The 18,064-nt window shown below is 35.3% G+C and carries 14 protein-coding genes; all 14 read right to left on the bottom strand.

Going from position 1 to position 18,064, the window contains the following annotated elements; all coding sequences use genetic code 11:
• Positions 1–44: 44 nt before the first annotated feature.
• Positions 45–1,295, bottom strand: a complete 1,251-nt coding sequence (locus tag ACQKMR_RS05195; RefSeq protein ID WP_427696325.1) for an allantoate amidohydrolase — start codon at positions 1,293–1,295, stop codon at positions 45–47.
• 230 nt (positions 1,296–1,525) lie between these two features.
• Positions 1,526–2,464 carry a sugar phosphate isomerase/epimerase family protein gene (locus ACQKMR_RS05190; RefSeq protein WP_427696324.1) on the bottom strand — a complete coding sequence of 313 codons (939 nt, stop codon included), beginning with the start codon at positions 2,462–2,464 and terminating at the stop codon, positions 1,526–1,528.
• 165 nt (positions 2,465–2,629) lie between these two features.
• Positions 2,630–4,387, bottom strand: coding sequence for a thiamine pyrophosphate-binding protein (locus tag ACQKMR_RS05185; RefSeq protein ID WP_427696323.1), 1,758 nt, complete (start codon positions 4,385–4,387; stop codon positions 2,630–2,632).
• Positions 4,388–5,848 (bottom strand): four-carbon acid sugar kinase family protein, encoded by a 1,461-nt coding sequence (locus ACQKMR_RS05180; RefSeq protein ID WP_427696322.1) that lies wholly within the window; start codon positions 5,846–5,848, stop codon positions 4,388–4,390.
• Between the two features lie 33 nt (positions 5,849–5,881).
• Positions 5,882–6,829: a transketolase family protein gene (locus ACQKMR_RS05175; protein WP_427696321.1), complete on the bottom strand. Its 948-nt coding sequence runs from the start codon at positions 6,827–6,829 to the stop codon at positions 5,882–5,884.
• The gene (locus ACQKMR_RS05170; protein ID WP_427696320.1) at positions 6,830–7,654 is read right to left on the bottom strand and encodes a transketolase; all 825 of its coding nucleotides are present in this window, start codon (positions 7,652–7,654) and stop codon (positions 6,830–6,832) included.
• Between the two features lie 471 nt (positions 7,655–8,125).
• Positions 8,126–8,881: an IclR family transcriptional regulator gene (locus ACQKMR_RS05165; RefSeq protein ID WP_427696319.1), complete on the bottom strand. Its 756-nt coding sequence runs from the start codon at positions 8,879–8,881 to the stop codon at positions 8,126–8,128.
• A 453-nt stretch (positions 8,882–9,334) separates the two neighbouring features.
• The gene (gene allB, locus ACQKMR_RS05160; RefSeq protein ID WP_427696318.1) at positions 9,335–10,717 is read right to left on the bottom strand and encodes an allantoinase AllB; all 1,383 of its coding nucleotides are present in this window, start codon (positions 10,715–10,717) and stop codon (positions 9,335–9,337) included.
• Positions 10,718–11,073: 356 nt separating this feature from the next.
• The gene (locus ACQKMR_RS05155) at positions 11,074–12,510 is read right to left on the bottom strand and encodes an NCS1 family transporter (protein ID WP_427696317.1); all 1,437 of its coding nucleotides are present in this window, start codon (positions 12,508–12,510) and stop codon (positions 11,074–11,076) included.
• Between the two features lie 497 nt (positions 12,511–13,007).
• Positions 13,008–13,673 (bottom strand): GntR family transcriptional regulator, encoded by a 666-nt coding sequence (locus ACQKMR_RS05150; protein WP_427696316.1) that lies wholly within the window; start codon positions 13,671–13,673, stop codon positions 13,008–13,010.
• 844 nt (positions 13,674–14,517) lie between these two features.
• On the bottom strand, positions 14,518–15,048 hold the full coding sequence (gene tpx, locus ACQKMR_RS05145; protein ID WP_427696315.1) for a thiol peroxidase: 531 nt from the start codon (positions 15,046–15,048) through the stop codon (positions 14,518–14,520).
• Between the two features lie 149 nt (positions 15,049–15,197).
• Entirely contained in the window at positions 15,198–16,115 is a 918-nt protein-coding gene (locus ACQKMR_RS05140) for a class II fructose-bisphosphate aldolase (RefSeq protein WP_427696314.1), read from the bottom strand.
• A 561-nt stretch (positions 16,116–16,676) separates the two neighbouring features.
• The gene (locus ACQKMR_RS05135; RefSeq protein WP_144565805.1) at positions 16,677–16,895 is read right to left on the bottom strand and encodes a helix-turn-helix domain-containing protein; all 219 of its coding nucleotides are present in this window, start codon (positions 16,893–16,895) and stop codon (positions 16,677–16,679) included.
• Between the two features lie 10 nt (positions 16,896–16,905).
• Positions 16,906–17,391, bottom strand: coding sequence for a DUF2975 domain-containing protein (locus ACQKMR_RS05130; protein ID WP_427696313.1), 486 nt, complete (start codon positions 17,389–17,391; stop codon positions 16,906–16,908).
• Positions 17,392–18,064 lie beyond the last annotated feature (673 nt).

Here is an 18,064-nt window from a genome sequence, read left to right as displayed (position 1 = left end):
TCATTAGAGCTTTAGTTTTTACCGGGAGATTTCCTTCTCGATGATCATGATTGTTTTGTAGCTAGTTTAATTACCGTAGAATAAAGAACTTCAGCTCCTGCACCCATATCTTCTTCAGTAACGAATTCATCAGGATGATGACTAAGTCCATCTTTACAACGAACGAAAATCATTGCAACATTAGTTACATCAGCCATAGCCATTGCATCATGACCAGCACCACTCACAAGACTGACAGCGCTTCCACTTCGCTCACTAATGGACTCTTCGATTAATTTAATCATTTCTTCGTTACAGTATACAGGGTCAGCTTCCATTACTTGTTCAAACTTCATTTGAAGTCCTCTAGATTCAGCTATTCTTTCGCTTTCAGTTAAAATAGCATCAATAGCTTTTTGTTTGCGTTCAACATTTAAATCACGAATATCCAGCGTTCCTGTTACAAGACCAGGTATAACATTACTAGCACCTGGACTAACAGTAAGTTTACCAACAGTTGCAACTAATGGTTCATTTTGTAGAGCAATTTTCTCACTGTAAGAAATCAGATCAGCAGCACCTAAAAGTGCATCTTGTCTAATCGCAACAGGAACTGTCCCTGCATGACCAGGTTTTCCGATAATTTCAAATGAGAATCTTGTAGCACCAGCAATCCCACTAACTACTCCAACAGGTTCATTCTCCTTCTCAAGGACAGGCCCCTGTTCGATATGAAGTTCTAAATAAGCGAGAAGTTCTTCTGGAGTCCGACTAGCGTTTTTATAAGCATATGGATCAGCAATTCCAATTCCTTTTAATGCTTCAGCAATTGTTATTCCTTTTTCATCTGCTCTTTCTAAATCTTCATCAATAAAAGTTCCTGCAATTGCCTTACTTCCAAGGAAAGTTGAATGAAACCTTACACCTTCCTCATCACAGAAACCAACCACTTCGATTGGATTGTCTAAAATAAGGCCATTATCTCGAAGAGTTTGAACAACTTCAATTCCAGATATAACTCCTAAAATACCGTCATATTTACCTGCTTCAATCACGCTATCTAAATGGGAACCAATCATTAAGACTGGAGCAGAAGGATCTTTCCCCTTATAACGTCCGATAATATTGTTAAGACCATCTTTTCTTACTGCCATTCCGGCTGCTTTCATCCACTCTTCAACTAGTCTTTCTGCTTCTGAACTTTCCACTGTGAAAGGTAGCCTTGTGACACCAACAGATGTTGATGAACAACCAGCAAGTTCTTCGATTCTAGTACTGATTCTTTTAGCATCAATGTCATGCTTGAGTTTAATCAAACGATCACTTCCTTGCCAATTTGATCTCCAGAAATATTTTGTTATTTATTACAAAACATAGTTTATTATTTATGTTTAAATACTAATAACATCCTGGTTAGATTAATTCCCCAACTAAAACGTAGATTAGTATGTGATTTAATTTTATATTATACTCAAATGAGTTTAACTAGCGACAAGCAAAAATACTTGTCGCTAGTTTAATACAGAGAGGATCCATCGAGATTTGGTTAGCTTACTAAACTACTTTTTTTTGAATGTAATAATGACCATGCATCAACGAGAGTACGTTTTGACTGTGCAATTACAATATCTGATGACTCTGTTCCTACAGGTTTTACTTCAAAAGCAACAATATTCTTATTCCCCTCACCGATATATCCAATTTCTAATAGTGCTCGTAAGTACTCTGCCAATTCTGGAACATCAACTTCACTTCCAGGATAGCCGAAACGCGGATGCTGATCACCGTAAGCAGGATCAGAAGTATCTTTAATATAGCAGTTTCCGATATGAGCATGATTAATATAATCACGAGCAACAGTTAATGCATGATTAGAAGTTTCACGTTGCATTGGTAAATGACTTAAATCAAGCATTAAACCGAAAGTAGGATCCACTTTACGAACTTCTTTTGCCACTTCAACCGCAAGTGTATTAGAACCGATTAAACATTTTTTATCAGTCTCATCATCAAAAGTTTCAAGTGAAAGAATTAAATCACCTTTAGATTTTGCATATTCACATAATTCTTTGATTGATTCCGTTAGTAATTGTAATGCAATGTCTTGTTTAGTTTCTGGTTTAGCACCACTTAAGAAACCAAATTTAGAAGCATTTAATTCATAAGCTTGGTCGATTCCACCTTTAACTAAATCGATAGCTCTTCTACGCTCAGCCTCATTAAATGAGTTCAGGTTTCCCTTGTTTCTTAAAAGAATTGGTTGTGCTCCAAATCCTACAGTCATTCCACCAGATTGTAGAGTTTGAATAACTTCTTTACGATCCTCAGAATTGTTAATAGATGTAATCTCAATCCCAGAGAAGAAATCATCTTGTACTATTTTCTTTATTGTTTCAACAGTTGGACCGTCTCCACCCATTGTTTGCGGATAAGCCATAAAATGAACAATTCCGACTTTCATTGAATTATGAAGGTTTGCTGACATTGTTTCGCCGACTTTTCGGCTTCCCTCCTTTAATAATTAAACTTTTTTATAAACCTCGTTACATTGAAGTAAAGTCAATTTTACTTAACATTATTTAGATGTCATTGAAGCAATCGTAAATGACCAATTGCTTCAATAAAATCTCACGTTTTTCAAAAGCCATAATTATTTAGAAAAATTAATTTGGTTAGAGTATTTAAATCCGCTAAGTGCACCGTTGTTTGAGAACTCGCATGCTTTATTAGGATCAGGATCAACAATAACTTCGATTAAATATGGTTTTCCTGAGTCAACTGCACGTTGTAGAGCTGGTTTGATATCATCATAATGAGTAACAAGCTCACCACGAACACCCATTCCTTCAGCAGTTTTAACGAAGTCGATTCCGCGCTCTTCATTATCACATAATTCATTTTTGTAAATTAAGTCTGTAGAAATTTGGCGCTCATCATAGAACCAGTTTTGTTGTTGGCGAATTAATCCAAGTAATGAGTTATTCAAACAGAAAATAATTACCGGAATATCATGTTTTGCAGCTGTAGCGATATCTTGTAATGACATACCCAAGCTTCCGTCACCAAGAAGGTTTACACTTTGTCTTTCAGGGAATGCAAGTTTTGCTCCCATTGCTGCACCAAGCCCCCAACCCATAGTACCTGCACCACCAGTTAATAGGTATGTTCTTGGTTCATAAGTTTCAAATAATTGACAAGACCAGATTTGGCTGATACCGCAGTCATGTGATACGAATGCATCGCGATCTAAGAATTCACGAAGTTCGCGTATTGCACGCTCTTGTCTGATTGGAAGTGATGTGTAATCAGTTTTACGAGCCCATTTTTTACGGTCTTCAGTTAAGTCAAGTTTAGTACCTGCTTCAGCAGTTGCAGCTACAGTAGCACTAAGTGCTTTATGAGTATCGGCAAGTTTAACCATAAATGTTTTAACATCAGAAACGATACCTAAAGTAGTTGATACAACTTTACCAATTTCTTTGTTATCAAGGTTTACGTGGATAATTTTCTTACCGTTTTGTGTGAATACATCAACATTACCAGTAGAACGGTCAGCGAAACGTCCAGCAAGGTTGATTACTAAGTCAGCTTCAACAATTGTTTTGTTACCGAATGGAGTATCAAGCATTGTTCCCATACGCCCAGCGAATAATGGATGATCGTTAGGGAATGTATCCATACCCATACCAGAAGTTACAACAGGGATTTGAAGTTCTTCAGCTAATGCTTTTAATTCAGCAGTAGCGTTTGCAATGTTAACCCCACCACCAGAAAGTAATACAGGTCTTTTAGCATCTTTTAATAATTCTAAAGTTTTCTCGATATCCGCGTCAGTAGCTTGTGGTAAGGTATCTGCTGGAGTAGAAGCGATAAGTGCATCTAAGTCAACTTCTACTACAACTTTTTGTTGATCAACTGGCAAATCAAGTAAAACCGGGCCCTTTCTACCAGTAGTAGCTGTTACCCATGCTTCTTGGATAAATTGAGCAGCTTTCGAACCGTCTGTTAAACGATATGAAGCTTTCGTTACAGGCTTAGCCATTTCAACGATAGGAGCTTCTTGGAATTGCATGGTTCCAATTAAACTATTTTTTTGTTGGCCAGTAATAGCAATCATTGGAATTGAATCCATCCATGCACTGTAAAGGCCTGTTAAGAAGTTCGTTCCACCTGGACCTGAAGTTGCAGCACATACACCAACTTCACCAGTTGCTCTTGAATAACCGTCAGCCATGAAAGCACCTGTTTGCTCGTGACGAACAACATATGATTCAATTTTCGTTAATTCTTTTATTGCATCGTAGAATGGTAAAATTGCAGCTCCCGGTACACCGTAAATGTGTTTTACCCCTCTTTTTTCTAAATACAATGCAATTAATTCTGCAGCTGTCATTTTTTGTCTAGCCATTTAATTCTCTCCCTTTTGATCGTTTTTAATATTTTCAAAGATTTGAGCAATCGATTCTTTTTCCCCTACATTGCCCGGAAATACTATATAAGGTGTATCTTTGAACTTAGCTTCACTTCCAGTTAACCACGCTGGCACACCGGCTATTGCTTGCCCTAAAATTTTTGCATATTTTATTTCCAAGCCGTCAGTTGCCACATCACTAGAAGTTATACCGCCTTTTGCAATGATGAACTTTGGCTTAACTTTTAGTGAACGAACCACTTCAACCAAGGAACCTGAAATAGTTTGACTAATTTTTAAATTTTCTTCTATTTCTTTTGCAATAATTACATCTCTACTTGTAAAAACAAGCGTATCGCGATTAGAAGAAATATTATTATCTACTAATTGGCATACTCGTGTTAGCTCTTCAGCTCTAGTTTCTTCATTTAAAACTTTTACAACATTAATTTCGATTTGTTCAATCGGGTATTTCTTCATAAGTTCGTTGATTTGTTCCGTTGTTTTTTTCGTGTGAGAACCTACAACGATAAATCCACCATTGTCACGGCATTCATCTTTTGAAACAATCTCATCAGCTGACAAATATGGACGATCATAAATTCCAGCAATCGATTTTACAAATGATGCTGCAGTTCTAAATAAGAATTGTTTACCAGAATCAATTGCTTTAAGGACAGCTAATGATACGATGTCTAAATCATAATAAGATTTAGCATTCACTATAATAGGAGTATTATTGTTTGCAGAGAGTAAAATCTCGTAAACTTTATCAATACCACCATTATGAATATCTTCAAGTGAAATGATCAATGCGGACTCTGAAGCTACTCTTCCATTTGTCTTCTCTTCAATCCATTTTGGCAAATTAGCTGTATTGAAGCCGAAAACTGAATCATTCGCAAATTCGGTTTCACTTACTGGGACAAGCTGCCCATCTACACCTAAATAATGAGTATTATCTAATGTATAACGATGAGCTTCAAAGAAGGCCGGTACGATTAAATGACCTGAAATCTCAACATTAAAAGCCTTTAAAAGTTCATCTTGTAGTACATCAATTTCCAGTGGATAATGTCCTCTTAATGTTGAGTCACTTCTACTAATAATTGAGAAGTTAATACCCAACTCTTGAGTGACTTCAACAATGTTTCGAATAATCTCTCTATTGATGTTTTTAGTTTTTTCTTCATTGTAACTTCTTGTGTTTGTTAAAATGTAAAGTACACTTCTCTCATCAGATAAACCTTTTTTTATCCAATCTTTTCCCCAATCCGTAATGACAAAAATATCATGGACAGTTTGGACACCAGTTGGGTCATCATCCAAAACAATAAACTTATGTTTTGTTTGTTTTAAATGACCTTTGATTTTAGCACGCAAACTATCATCCGATTTAGAGAAGAGAGGATTTTCTAATGTATCTTTTAAGTTTGGATATTGGGTTACGTTTGACAAAACCCCTCCCCCTTTCATTATCTAAAAAGGTAATTAGCTATTTACTTTTTCACCTAATAGTTCATTTGCCGTTGATACAATACGATGTGCTCTTAATTCAAAGAGGTCAAGTAACTCATCCATTTTTCCAGAAACTCCGAAACGGTCATTTGTACCGATTCTTCTTAATTTAGCTGGTTGGCTTTCTGATAATACTTCAGCAACTGCACTACCTAATCCACCTATAATTGAATGCTCTTCAACGGAGATAACATTTTTTGTTTTGGCAGCTGAAGCTACAATTGCTTCTTTATCAATAGGTTTAATTGTATGAATGTGTAATAGTTCAGCGCTTACACCTTGTTTTTCTAATTCTTCTACTGCCTTTAGTGATTCATCAAGCATAATACCAGTACTGATGATTGTAATATCAGAACCTTCACGGTATTTAATTGCTTTACCGATTTTGAAAGGTTCTTCTTTCTTTGTAACTATTGGTACTGGTAATTTACCAACACGAAGGTAAATTGGTCCATCATGATAATAAGCAGCTTCTACTGCTTTTTCCATTTCCACAGCATCTGCTGGAACAATTACAGTCATACGTGGAAGTGATCGCATTAAAGAAATATCTTCAAGCGGTAAATGTGTTGCTCCTTCTTGAGCAGCTGATGTACCAGCGTTATGACCGACAATTTTCACATTGTTATTTGAGTAACATACAGAAATTCTCATCTGATCAAATGCGCGTCCAGTAAGGAAGTTTGCATAAGCATTCGCAAATGGCACTTTACCAGCTATTGCCATACCAGCTGCAGTTCCTACTAAATCACATTCAGAAATACCGATGTTAAAAAATCGTTTTGGAAATCTATTTTTAAATAGATTTGTCATATTTGATTTTGCGCAGTCCGCATCAAGTACCACTAAATTATCATGTTTTTCTCCAAGTCTAATTAGTGCATCAGCAAAACCTTTACGTGGTGCTTCTAGATTTGCCATCTAAGCCAACTCCTTTAAAGCGATTTCTAATTGCTCATCATTTGGAGCCATTCCATGCCAATCATGTGTATCTTCCATATATGAAACTCCCTTACCTTTAACGGTATGAGCTAGAATTGCAGTAGGTTTACCTTTTGTACGTTTAGCTTCTTTAAACGCTTCGTTTACTGCATTGATATCATGGCCATCGATTTCAACTACGTGCCAACCGAAAGCTCTAAATTTATCTCCAAGATTTTTAACACCTTTTACATTTTCAACGAAATCATCAAGTTGGATTTTGTTCCAGTCGATAATTGCACAAACGTTATCAAGATTGTAATGTGCACTTGTCATCGCTGCTTCCCATATTTGACCTTCTTGTAATTCTCCATCACCAATCATGCAATATGCTCTTCTATTGCTACCATCTAGTTTTGCAGTTAAACCAACACCATTAGCAACTGATAATCCTTGACCAAGTGATCCTGACGATATGTCTACACCCGGGATATGCTCTCCACATGGGTGTCCATGTAATCTACCGTCTACATCCCTGAATGTCATTAACTCTTCAACTGGGAAGAATCCTTTTTCAGCTAATACTGAGTAAAACACAGGTGTACAATGTCCTTTTGATAGGAAGAAACAATCACGATCTTGCCAATCTGGATTGTTAGGATCAACATTCATCTGTTCAAAAAATAATACGGACATTAGTTCAGTAGCTGATAAGGATCCTCCTGGATGCCCACTTCCAGCATGATTGGTCATTTTAACTATGTGCCGGCGGATTGTTTTGGTTAGATCATTATAAAATTCGCTTTTCTCTTTCGAAAAAACCACTATTATTCCTCCTCCTTGTTTCTCAATAAGGAACAATGTTCCATTATATGATTAAAAAATAAAATGCATTAGTCTCGCAATAAGCAACCGCGTTTCATTTTATAATCAAAAAAATAAGTTATACCGTTGCTTATCAACTAACTGTGTTTCTTATTTTGATATTATCATCGTTTTTTGAATATTTCAAGTATTTTTGTCATTAAATTTTTTATAAAAATTTTCGAAGGGCAAAAAATCAGATTGCCCATTAAATAACAGTCTCACAAGCTTTTTGGACATTGAAAGTCTAGAAAAAGTTCGAATTTTATTTAAAAATTAATTAATTGAAAATTCCAAAGATAAATTAGTTGTTTTCGTGGATACAAAATATCTCAGACAAATCCTTAACTTTCGAAGATAACTCACAATCAATAATTTTCCATATAAAAAAAGAACTGGTCTTATACCAATTCTTATCTTATTTCACATCATTTAATTGTCTGTGTAACCAAGCCTCTTTGAAATCTTTTTACCTATATCCATTATTATTGGTTTAATTTCAGCCAATCTTTCTTCAGTCATTCGGATGCTTGGCCCTGAAATACTAACAGCACCAGTAATTTTCTTCCGATTATCAAAAATTGGCGCTGCAATACAGGAGATACCAGGTTCGTTTTCTTCAACTTCTGTACCAAAGCCTTCGTTCCTTATTTTTCCCAATTCTTTAAAAAAAGAATCTTTATTTGTAATCGTTTGTTCAGTATGTTTTGGTAAACCATACTTGTCAATTATATCTACAATCTCATTTAGCGGCAGATGTGCTAAGATTACCTTCCCAACTGCCGTACAATGCATCGGGGCCCTTCTTCCTACTTGTGAATGTGTTCTAAGGGTTTCACTTCCCTCAAGTTTTTCAATATAAATTACCTCTCCTTGATCATATACAGTCAAGTGGATCACTTCATTAGTATGTGATTCTAACTCTTCCAAAAAAGGCTTAGCTTGAGTTCTCAAATCAATAGATTCAAGTAACATCGTACTTAATTCTAAATATTTATAGCCTAATCTATATTTTTTAGTTTCAGGATTTTGTTCGATGAATCCATGTTCTACAAGAGTACTTAATAATCTGAATATAGAGCTTTTATTTAAATCTAGATTGGAGGCCAGCTCAGTAACACCCATCCCTTCTTTACGCTTGCTGACCAATGAAATAATTGTTAACGCCCTATCTACTGACTTAACCATTTATATTAACCTCCGATTAATGCCTAAATTACTGATCCTGTTTCTTTATTTTATCAAAAAAAATGTTGCGTAGGAAGCAATAATGTTTTAACAATACCGCACTTAAGTATTTTCAAATAAAATTTTACCATAAATTTGAAACTATTCAAATATTTTAAGATTCCTCTTTGCCTCAAGTGACTGATTTGAAAGAATTACAAAAGAAATACATCATTCAAAATTTATGCTTTCTGATAAAACGAAAAGAAGGTATGACGCTATTAAGAGCACCTTAAGTACCCTTTTTTAGGTCAACCTTCTTTAGAGAATCACACAAGTACCTTTATTTAGTTTCAACTTGTGACTTCAAAGAGCTAGGTGCTGGTAGTTGCTAGGCACCGTCCTGTCGTAGCATCTGCACTAGCACATCCTGTGCATCAAAACGACACAAGAATTCTGTCTAAATATTCATCTTTATGCTTCTACGAAACTACTTTTTGCCGAGATAAATTTCCCAATTGGCTGACTTACAATTCCTTTCTTAAGGTCAAATACTAGATGTCCTCTTACAAACGTTTTCGTCACTCGACAGTTAATATTTCTTCCAACATAAGGGCTATGTTGATGACGGTAATACAAATCTTCTGGCTGAACGATGTATGATTTATTTGGATCAAGGAGAATGATATCAGCGTCATAGGATACTTTAATGCTTCCTTTATTTCTTATGTTAAATATTTCTGCAGGCTTTGTTGCAATCATCTTTGAGAATTCGCTTACAGAAACACCACGTTTTTTTACAGCCTCGTCAAACATTAAATCAACATTATTTTGGCAACCACTAATCCCTCCCCATATCTCAAACATATTATTTGTGTTGCTCTGCTTCATTTCAGGAGGGCATGGGGAATGGTCTGATGTCAGAATATCAATTTTCCCATCCTTAAGGGCTTCCCATAATTTATCTTGTTCTGTTTTAGCACGAAGCGGTGGGGCACATTTCGCAACAGGACCTATTTTTTCAAAGTCTTCCGTATCTAAAGTAAAATAGTGAGGACAAGATTCTAACGTTACCTCTTGTCCTTGTTGACGTGCTTTAAGGATTTCCTCAACAGCCTCTGCACTACTAATATGAACAAAGTGTAATTTACATCCAGTTTCTTTACCTAATAACAATGCACGTTTTACAGCATCAACTTCAGTAAAAATTGGGCGGGACTCTACATAATCTCTTGCTCTTGTTTTCCCTTGTTTTTTCTTTTCAATTGCTAGTTTATCAGTAAGCTCTGCATTCTCTGCATGTATAGATAAAACATGTCCCAATTCTGCTAGTTTTTTCATACCTTGATAGAGTGTAAAATCATCAACATTTTTAAAATCTCCAATTTCCTCACTACCACATGTTGCCATAAAACATTTGAAGGCCACTACACCTTCGTTAGAAAGATCCTCTAAATCTTCGATATTATCAGGAACTAATCCACCATACAAAGCATAATCAACAAACGCCTTATTTTCAGCAGATTTTAATTTTAAATGCAGTGAACTCTTTGTAGTCGTTGCTGGCAGAGCATTTAAAGGCATGTCAACAAATGAAGTAGTCCCCCCTGCAGCTAGTCCTTGAGTTCCTGTTACAAACCCTTCCCACTCCGTTCTTCCTGGCTCGCAAATATGAACATGGGCATCTATCATCCCAGGCATGACATATTGATGAGAAGCATCCACAATTTCAGCAGATTCCCCGGCTATTTCTTTTGAAATTTCAGCAATTTTACCATTAAGTATACCTATATCAAGTTGTTCTACTGAATTTCCCATTACAACATTACCGTTTTTTATCACTAAATCAAACTTCATTCTTCCAACCCCTTCATTTTTAAGAATTTTCTGTATTCTCATTCCACTCGGCTACCTTGCTTATTTCATCCTCTATTTTCTCTACATAAATGTTTTTTGTTACAGGAAAACATTAAGATACGATAAAGAAGGATTAAACATTCAATGAAGATAATTAACACTACTATTCCTGTTGCAACAAATGCCCGGAGATGATAAACCTATAAAATAAGAATATTCCACCATTGGCAGAGTTTAACCTCGTTCTCATTTAATTCTCGTCTTCGTATGATGTAATAATTTGCAATACAACTGCCCAGTCAGTATAGATAATAGATAGCATTGTAGTGGATGATAAAAGTACATCCACTCCTTTATTATTTACTTATTGATTTTATTGGATCAACAGGTTTTCCATTATTCTCAAATATAGTACCCTTTTTGAATTTTGAATCTTTAAATGCAAATTTCATCAAAAGCAAATATGCAATACCTGCCACAACAACCCCGATAATCCATGCCAGCTCCACTTTCACAAAGGCTGCACCGGCGCCGATAAGCAATGCAAGCACCGCTGCTGGATTATACCCAGCAAATGGACCGTCTTCCTTATACAAATCTGCAACATTTACTTTTTGCTTTCTTAATATATAATATTCGACTAATAATATAGAAACAATCGGTCCTAAAAATGCAGAATATATAAGAATGAACATTCCAAGACCCTTTGCCGAAGAATCCTGCACAAGAACCCAAGGGAATGAGCAAAATGCAAGCAGTCCGGTTATGGTAACTGCAGGTTTATATTTCATTTTTGTAAGCAATGTAATAACATAGGTTGGCGGAATAATATTGGCAACCATATTTACTGCAACCGCACCCAAAACAATAAATGCGGATACAAAGAGTGTAATATAAGAGTTATCCACCACGACCGCAAACGCTTTCACTGGATTGTTGATGCCGGTTGCGGAAGCAAGCATTCCACCGATTGCAAGTGTCAAGCCGTATGCTATTAAAATAGGAAGAAAGTACAAAAACCCGCGTTTTCTGTCGCTAATACCAGATTTTAGCTCCCTTGAATAGTCCGCTGCACTTAAAAAGATAGCCGCATAATTTCCCATAAACATCATTATCAATGCAAAGAACGGCAAGCCCCATGAGCCTTCTGCATGAACCCATTTTTCTGTAATAACAGTGCTATGGGATGTTAGTAGAACGCCAAATACATAGAGAAGCGCTAATATAATAACAATAGATGCGAGCGTTTCCACCCATTTAATGGCATGAAAGCCGTACAGCGAAAGCCCGATTTGCACCAGCTGAAGCACCACAAAGCAAATGGCGACATTATCAAAGGCGCCGCCCGTAATAATCTTTGCAATTTCATTTAAGGCCGTACCGCCAATCCAGCTTTGAAAACCGTACCAAACGATGGCGGGGATACCACGCAAAAGTGATGATATGATGGAACCTTTCATCCCAAAGGACATTCTGAGCTGTACAACATATGGTATTCCCGTTCTGTATCCAAGCCTGTCATTTAAAGCAAAAAAAGTTGAAATTATCCCAATTGCTATGATAGCTGCAGCAAATGTCTGAAAGATGTTTAGCGTAGCGATTCCCGCTACAACCAAACTAGCCCCAAGCGTCATATTGCCTAAATTAACACCGTCTCCAACCCACATAAAAATATAGTCTATCGGACTTACCGTCCTACCCTTATCGGTTTTCGGCTTTAGTGATTCATCCACACCCGTATCATGTAGGATCTGCGTCTCTTCTGTAACGTAACTTTCTAAATTTGTAGACATTGTACGCCCAACTCCTTTTTTTGTTTGCCGTATTTCTGATATAATGCATTGGTTTACAAATTAGGTCTTGGATGTTGGCCAATAGGCTTTGATACAATCTTTCCATATTAAAAAACAGTTGTTCCCCTGAGAATTGTGGTGTCACTGTCCAACAAAACAGTCAACAACACAAGGGCTTACTTTGTTTTAGAAAAGAGCCTCCGCCTAAAATGATGCAAATTCTTCTCTGTTCTTCATTCACAGGTATTAAATCATGGTTTGAAAGTAGTTTGCTTTGTCAAACGTACTAATTCCCATCGAAACATCCCTCACCATTTTATTGAATTGTTTGACAAGAGGCGTCGTTGCTCATTAGACAACTTAGTTTCCTTTAGAGTGTAAAAAAACAGCATGTCAAAATTCTCATTAGTTTGTAAATGAACTCGATGGGCTTCATCACCTCCTTTAGAAACCCTATAAGTAAGCGCTTTCAATAAATACTAAATATTAACTTACAATTAAAGAAATATATCTGATAAGGAAGACGAGTATTGTAATTCCTCACTAAAATGAAGATTTGACTCAATTTCACTAAGATGATCGAGGGCTAAGCGTTCTGCAAGATCACCATCCCTTTGCTTAATAGCATTAAAAATTTGCAAATGATCGTGAGAACCGCATGTTTCCGCTTTCCCTCGTCCGTAGATTGCTATAATCACATAAGTTAGGGAAATTAAGTCTTCGAGATATTGATAAAAATACGAATTCCCTGCAATTTCAGCTATTTTCAAATGAAAATCCCCTGATATTTGTAATGATTCATAAAAGTCCAGACTACCATAAATATGTCGTTCTTCTTCAACCAGCGTCTCTAGTTCTTTTAATTGTTCCTCGTTAAAGAGTATGCATGCTCTTCGCACAGCTTCCCCTTCTAAGATTCTCCTCATTTCAAATACTTCTTTTGCCTCTTCAATCGTTGAGCAAGAGACAAAAGTACCTTTATGCTCTTTAATTTTCACTAATTTTTCATATTCCAATCTACGCAGTACATTACGAACTGGGGTACGACTTACTCCAAACGATTCAGAAAGATCCTTTTCTATTAGTTGCATATTAGGCCTAAGCTTTTGCTGGATAATAGCTTGCTTGATTTTTTTATAGATTTCTATTTCTAAATTATTCAACTCTCTATACCTCCCCTCAATGAAGAGTACAAAATCGAGTGCAGTATTGTATACAATAGTAGGTAAAAAATTATTTGAATTGAATAATTTATGATACTAAATTGTATACAACCTGGTCTTCAAAAAGTGAAATCTTAATTACTATAACTGAAAGAAATCCATTTAATTCATACCAGTTACTAAAGATTTGTAGCGCTTTCAAATCTTTTCTACTTAGTTCGTCCTTGTTCAAAGATATGAACATGAAAGTCAATCATTCCAGACAGCATTAATTATTTCTCTATCATAGACTACCATTAATGATAATAAGAAGACTTAAATTAAGTTGTTCATAAATACTTCAATCTACCTGTTTTCAAATATCATTGTCAAAATTGAAAAAGTCTAGTTACATCCTCCTTGTTCCTCTGTAAGCAACGCTGTTTTGTTTTGTGAGTAAAATAAAACCTTTTATTCTATACACTATAATCACTAATTTGGATTTTCAATAAAAAATTTTAAAAATTCAGAATTCTTTTGACACCTAATAACAAAAATTGAAAATAAAATATTACCATAGCAAGACCCAATTTGTTAACTTTATCCCTTTTTCCTTTAAGGTGATAACAACTTTTTTAATGCAATGTTTGTACACCCTCACCTCATTATTTAATAGAAGAAAGAGGCTAACCCTGGGCTGTTGACAAAAATTGTTCACAGACCTGTTGAGAGGCAGCTCTTTCCAACTTGAGAATGAGACCATAATATATTGAGGAATAAGAGTTTTTCATGCAATAAACATTTTTCTTTGGATTAAATGAAAAACAATATGCATCCTCCAACCTAGTGTATATTGATTTTTATATCACTTTTTAACTTTTATTATTGACTTAATTGCTTCTAAAGCTGCTTCATAGTTAGGATGTTCCGTAATTTCCGGAACGTATTCAACATACTGTACAATATCTATTTCATCTACAACGAATACTGCACGGCATTCTAAACGATATTCCTTTATATAAGTGCCATAAGCTGTTCCAAACGACATCTTAAAATGATCTGAAAGGGTTTGGACTCGTTCTATTCCTGCTGCTCCGCACCATCTATTTTGTGCAAATGGAAGATCTACACTAATTGTTAACACTTCTACATCATTTCCTAGATTGCTAGCTAACTCGTTAAATTTCCGTGTTTGTGCGTCACATACTCCTGTATCAAGAGAGGGTACACATGAAATAAGGCGAACTTTCCCTTTTGAGTCTTCCTGTGTAACTTTTGTGAGATCGTTTGCTAATACTTCAAAATTTGGTGCTTTATCACCAACACGAATTTCACTCCCAATCAACGTTACTGGATTACCAGCAAAGGTTACTATACCAGATCTTTCTTGAGTCATATTATTTTTCCTCCTAATCCCTTAGCAATATTTCTAAAAATAAGATTATCTTCCACGATAAGTATTATAGCCATCTAATATGTGGTTAAAGGTTTTTTTATGTCTGTCTACAATAGGGGGTACAGTTCAAGTTCATGTAATGTTACTGCTTAAACATAGTAAGAAGCACTATTGATACTTATTAAAAAGTTTTCAATTTTTTCTTTTACTACGTTCTGCACTGTGTTTTGGACTAAAGTTAATGTTTCAGTCGGTAGTTCCAACCACTCTTTTTCTGTAACATAATTTTCTCTATTAAGAGTTTTTATCATCGTATGTTCTAAATCTGTTGCAATATTTACTTTACTAATTCCACCGTTAGAAATTTGAATTGCATTCTTAATCATCTCTGAAGGAGTGCCTGAACCGCCATGTAACACTAAAGGTACAGATGTTAACGCACGAATTTCTATTAAACGTTCAATATCAATTTTTGGATCTTTAACAAGATAAATTCCATGTGAAGTTCCGACAGAAACCGCTAATGCATCAACACCTGTCTCTTCAACAAACTGTTTTGCTTCTTCAGGCTCTGTAAATAGCTCTTCATCAACGTCTGTTTCAATAAAGTCAGTTGTCCCAATCTTACCTAATTCAGCTTCAACTGTTACACCCTTTGAATGTGCAAACTCAACAACCTTTTTTGTTATCTCGATATTTTTCTTAAACGGATGCTCTGATGCATCAATCATAACAGATGTAAAACCAACTTCGATAGCTTCAGCAATTACATTGAAATCCTTCGTATGATCTAAATGTAATACAGCAGGGATGGTAATATTCTCCTCTTGGATCACACGATAAAACTCTCTGCTAAATTCCGCTAAATTTATCCCATATCGTTCTTGCTCTCTCTCAGAAGTCTGAACAATAACTGCAGAATTCATTTCTTGAGCCGCTCTAAGTATAGGAGCTATCATCTTTGTAGCTCTAGGAGTAAACGATCCGACAGCAAATTGATTTTGAGTAGCTACTGCAAGTACTTTAGTTAATGAACAAACATTGTTTGCTTTTAAATTTGTTTCCATTCATTTCTCACCTCCTTTCTGTTGTAGATACAATAATTTTAAATTTAAACTCTTTTTAAAACAGTTTGATGTATTTCTTTAAACCATTTTCGTTACCCAATAAGCAACGTCGTTCCAATTATATTTTAATCATTTTTCAAGAATATTTCAACAATTTTTACTCTTTCTTTCCACAAACTACAAAAAATACCTCTGCAAAAGGTTTTAATAGAAATAGGAAAAAAATATTAGTTTTAGCACTTAAAAATACCACCAAATTTTTCGAGGATTTAGGAAAATTGTTAGTAAACACTTCATTGGCTGATACTTACAAATATGCTAATCCATTCAAAATATTAAATAAAAATGCCTTAAGCGATTAGAATAAAAAGGGGCAACTTCTTCCTAACGGTTTCCCTTTTGAGGTGCAAACATTGCAAATCACATCATATTTTTTGTCACTAATATCAATGCAATTCTCTGAGTAAATAACATCAATAAACGCAAAGAAGGGATAGCTTAATGGCTATCCCTTAAATTCTCTATCCACTCCCGTTAGTTAAATAAATTTGTTGTCTGTTTTTATTGAGTGTCTTCGTCGCTTTTGTACTCCAAAATATCACCTGGCTGACAATCCAAAGTCTTACATATCGCTTCTAATGTTGAAAAACGAACCGCTTTTGCTTTCCCATTTTTCAGAATGGAAATATTCGCCATAGTAATTCCAACCCTCTCCGAAAGCTCCGTTACGCTCATTTTTCGTTTTGCTAACATCACATCAATATTAATAATAATTGCCATATCCTCCACCTCAGACCGTCAAATCATTTTCTGATTTTATGTTAATCGCTTCTTGTAGAAGCCGTTGGAGGATAGCAGCAAAAACGGCGATAACCAACGAAGCAAAAATGATGATGAGTGCTATTAATGCAATAGGAGGGTCAACTTTCTTCGCTATAAAATGAAAGAGTGGCAAACCTAATACATACAAACCACTGATTGTAATCGCACAGCACTTTATGTTCTTTAACGCCTTTACAGATAATTCCGAGAAAGCTGTGTTCTCGTCAATATACCGTAAAAGATTGAAGGCCTGATTGAGAGCAAAGTAAAAAGGCACAGCCACTCCATACATCACGATGAAAACGAGATATTTCATTGGGGCAATATTTGGATACATTTTTGCTGCGAAATTCGCCATATGGGGCACTAAAAATATACATAAAGCAAGCACTGCAATTCCACCCAGAAAAATAATTACCTTTAAAAAAGTGGTTGAGCCTCGTTTAACATTCATTTAAAACACCTCACTTATTTAGTGACAACATGATTTTAGCATATTATTTATCGTTTAACGATAAATTAGTATTGTTTTTTATTATATTATTATTGTTATTGAAATATCCTTTTAATTTTGACAAAAATAAAAAGCATTTCTCATTACAAAGAAATGCCCTTACTTTAAAATGTTAATTTTACAACTTGTTCTACAAAACTTCCAAATAGTTTCTTCTGCGAATTTCCACTTCTTTGGGTTTTCTTGGGTTTAAAAAGCTCCATATCTGTTCCTCCTTCATAATTCACAGTTAAATTCACACTGTACAATAATTATTTCCATATTCGAGAATTGGTGTGCGAAATCTTGCTTGAATTTTAATAAAAACATCAAAGAGTGTAGTAATTTCAAGGAAAGAAAAAACGTGAATTCATGTGTGAATTCACGTTAAAAATGTATTGTGAAATTGATTTTTGCACCCCAAAAAGAACCCGTTAACTTCTTCCCTACTCCTTTTATTCCTTCTTCATTTTTGATGTTATCGAATATCCATGATAGGAAACGTTCACCTTTTGTTTTGAATCATTCAAATTACTATTCTAATGAAAAAAAGCTAGCCTTAAGCTAACTCAAAATTGTGTATGAAACTATCTCTCAACAGTTAACATGCAAAATATGTTTCAGGATCCTGAAA

It is taken from the genome of Peribacillus sp. NPDC096540 (assembly GCF_050278525.1).
Taxonomy (GTDB): Bacteria; Bacillota; Bacilli; order Bacillales; family DSM-1321; genus Peribacillus.
This window is presented reverse-complemented; position numbering and strand designations above follow the sequence as displayed.

Coding starts and splice junctions, on each gene's coding strand:
- ACQKMR_RS05165 (WP_427696319.1), bottom strand. CDS start 8,881: ATGGTTAAGTCAGTAGATAGGGCGTTAACAATTATTTCATTGGTCAGC.
- ACQKMR_RS05175 (WP_427696321.1), bottom strand. CDS start 6,829: ATGGCAAATCTAGAAGCACCACGTAAAGGTTTTGCTGATGCACTAATT.
- ACQKMR_RS05185 (WP_427696323.1), bottom strand. CDS start 4,387: ATGGCTAGACAAAAAATGACAGCTGCAGAATTAATTGCATTGTATTTA.
- ACQKMR_RS05130 (WP_427696313.1), bottom strand. CDS start 17,391: ATGAATGTTAAACGAGGCTCAACCACTTTTTTAAAGGTAATTATTTTT.
- allB (WP_427696318.1), bottom strand. CDS start 10,717: ATGAAGTTTGATTTAGTGATAAAAAACGGTAATGTTGTAATGGGAAAT.
- ACQKMR_RS05135 (WP_144565805.1), bottom strand. CDS start 16,895: ATGGCAATTATTATTAATATTGATGTGATGTTAGCAAAACGAAAAATG.
- ACQKMR_RS05190 (WP_427696324.1), bottom strand. CDS start 2,464: ATGTCAGCAAACCTTCATAATTCAATGAAAGTCGGAATTGTTCATTTT.
- tpx (WP_427696315.1), bottom strand. CDS start 15,048: ATGACTCAAGAAAGATCTGGTATAGTAACCTTTGCTGGTAATCCAGTA.
- ACQKMR_RS05155 (WP_427696317.1), bottom strand. CDS start 12,510: ATGTCTACAAATTTAGAAAGTTACGTTACAGAAGAGACGCAGATCCTA.
- ACQKMR_RS05140 (WP_427696314.1), bottom strand. CDS start 16,115: ATGGAAACAAATTTAAAAGCAAACAATGTTTGTTCATTAACTAAAGTA.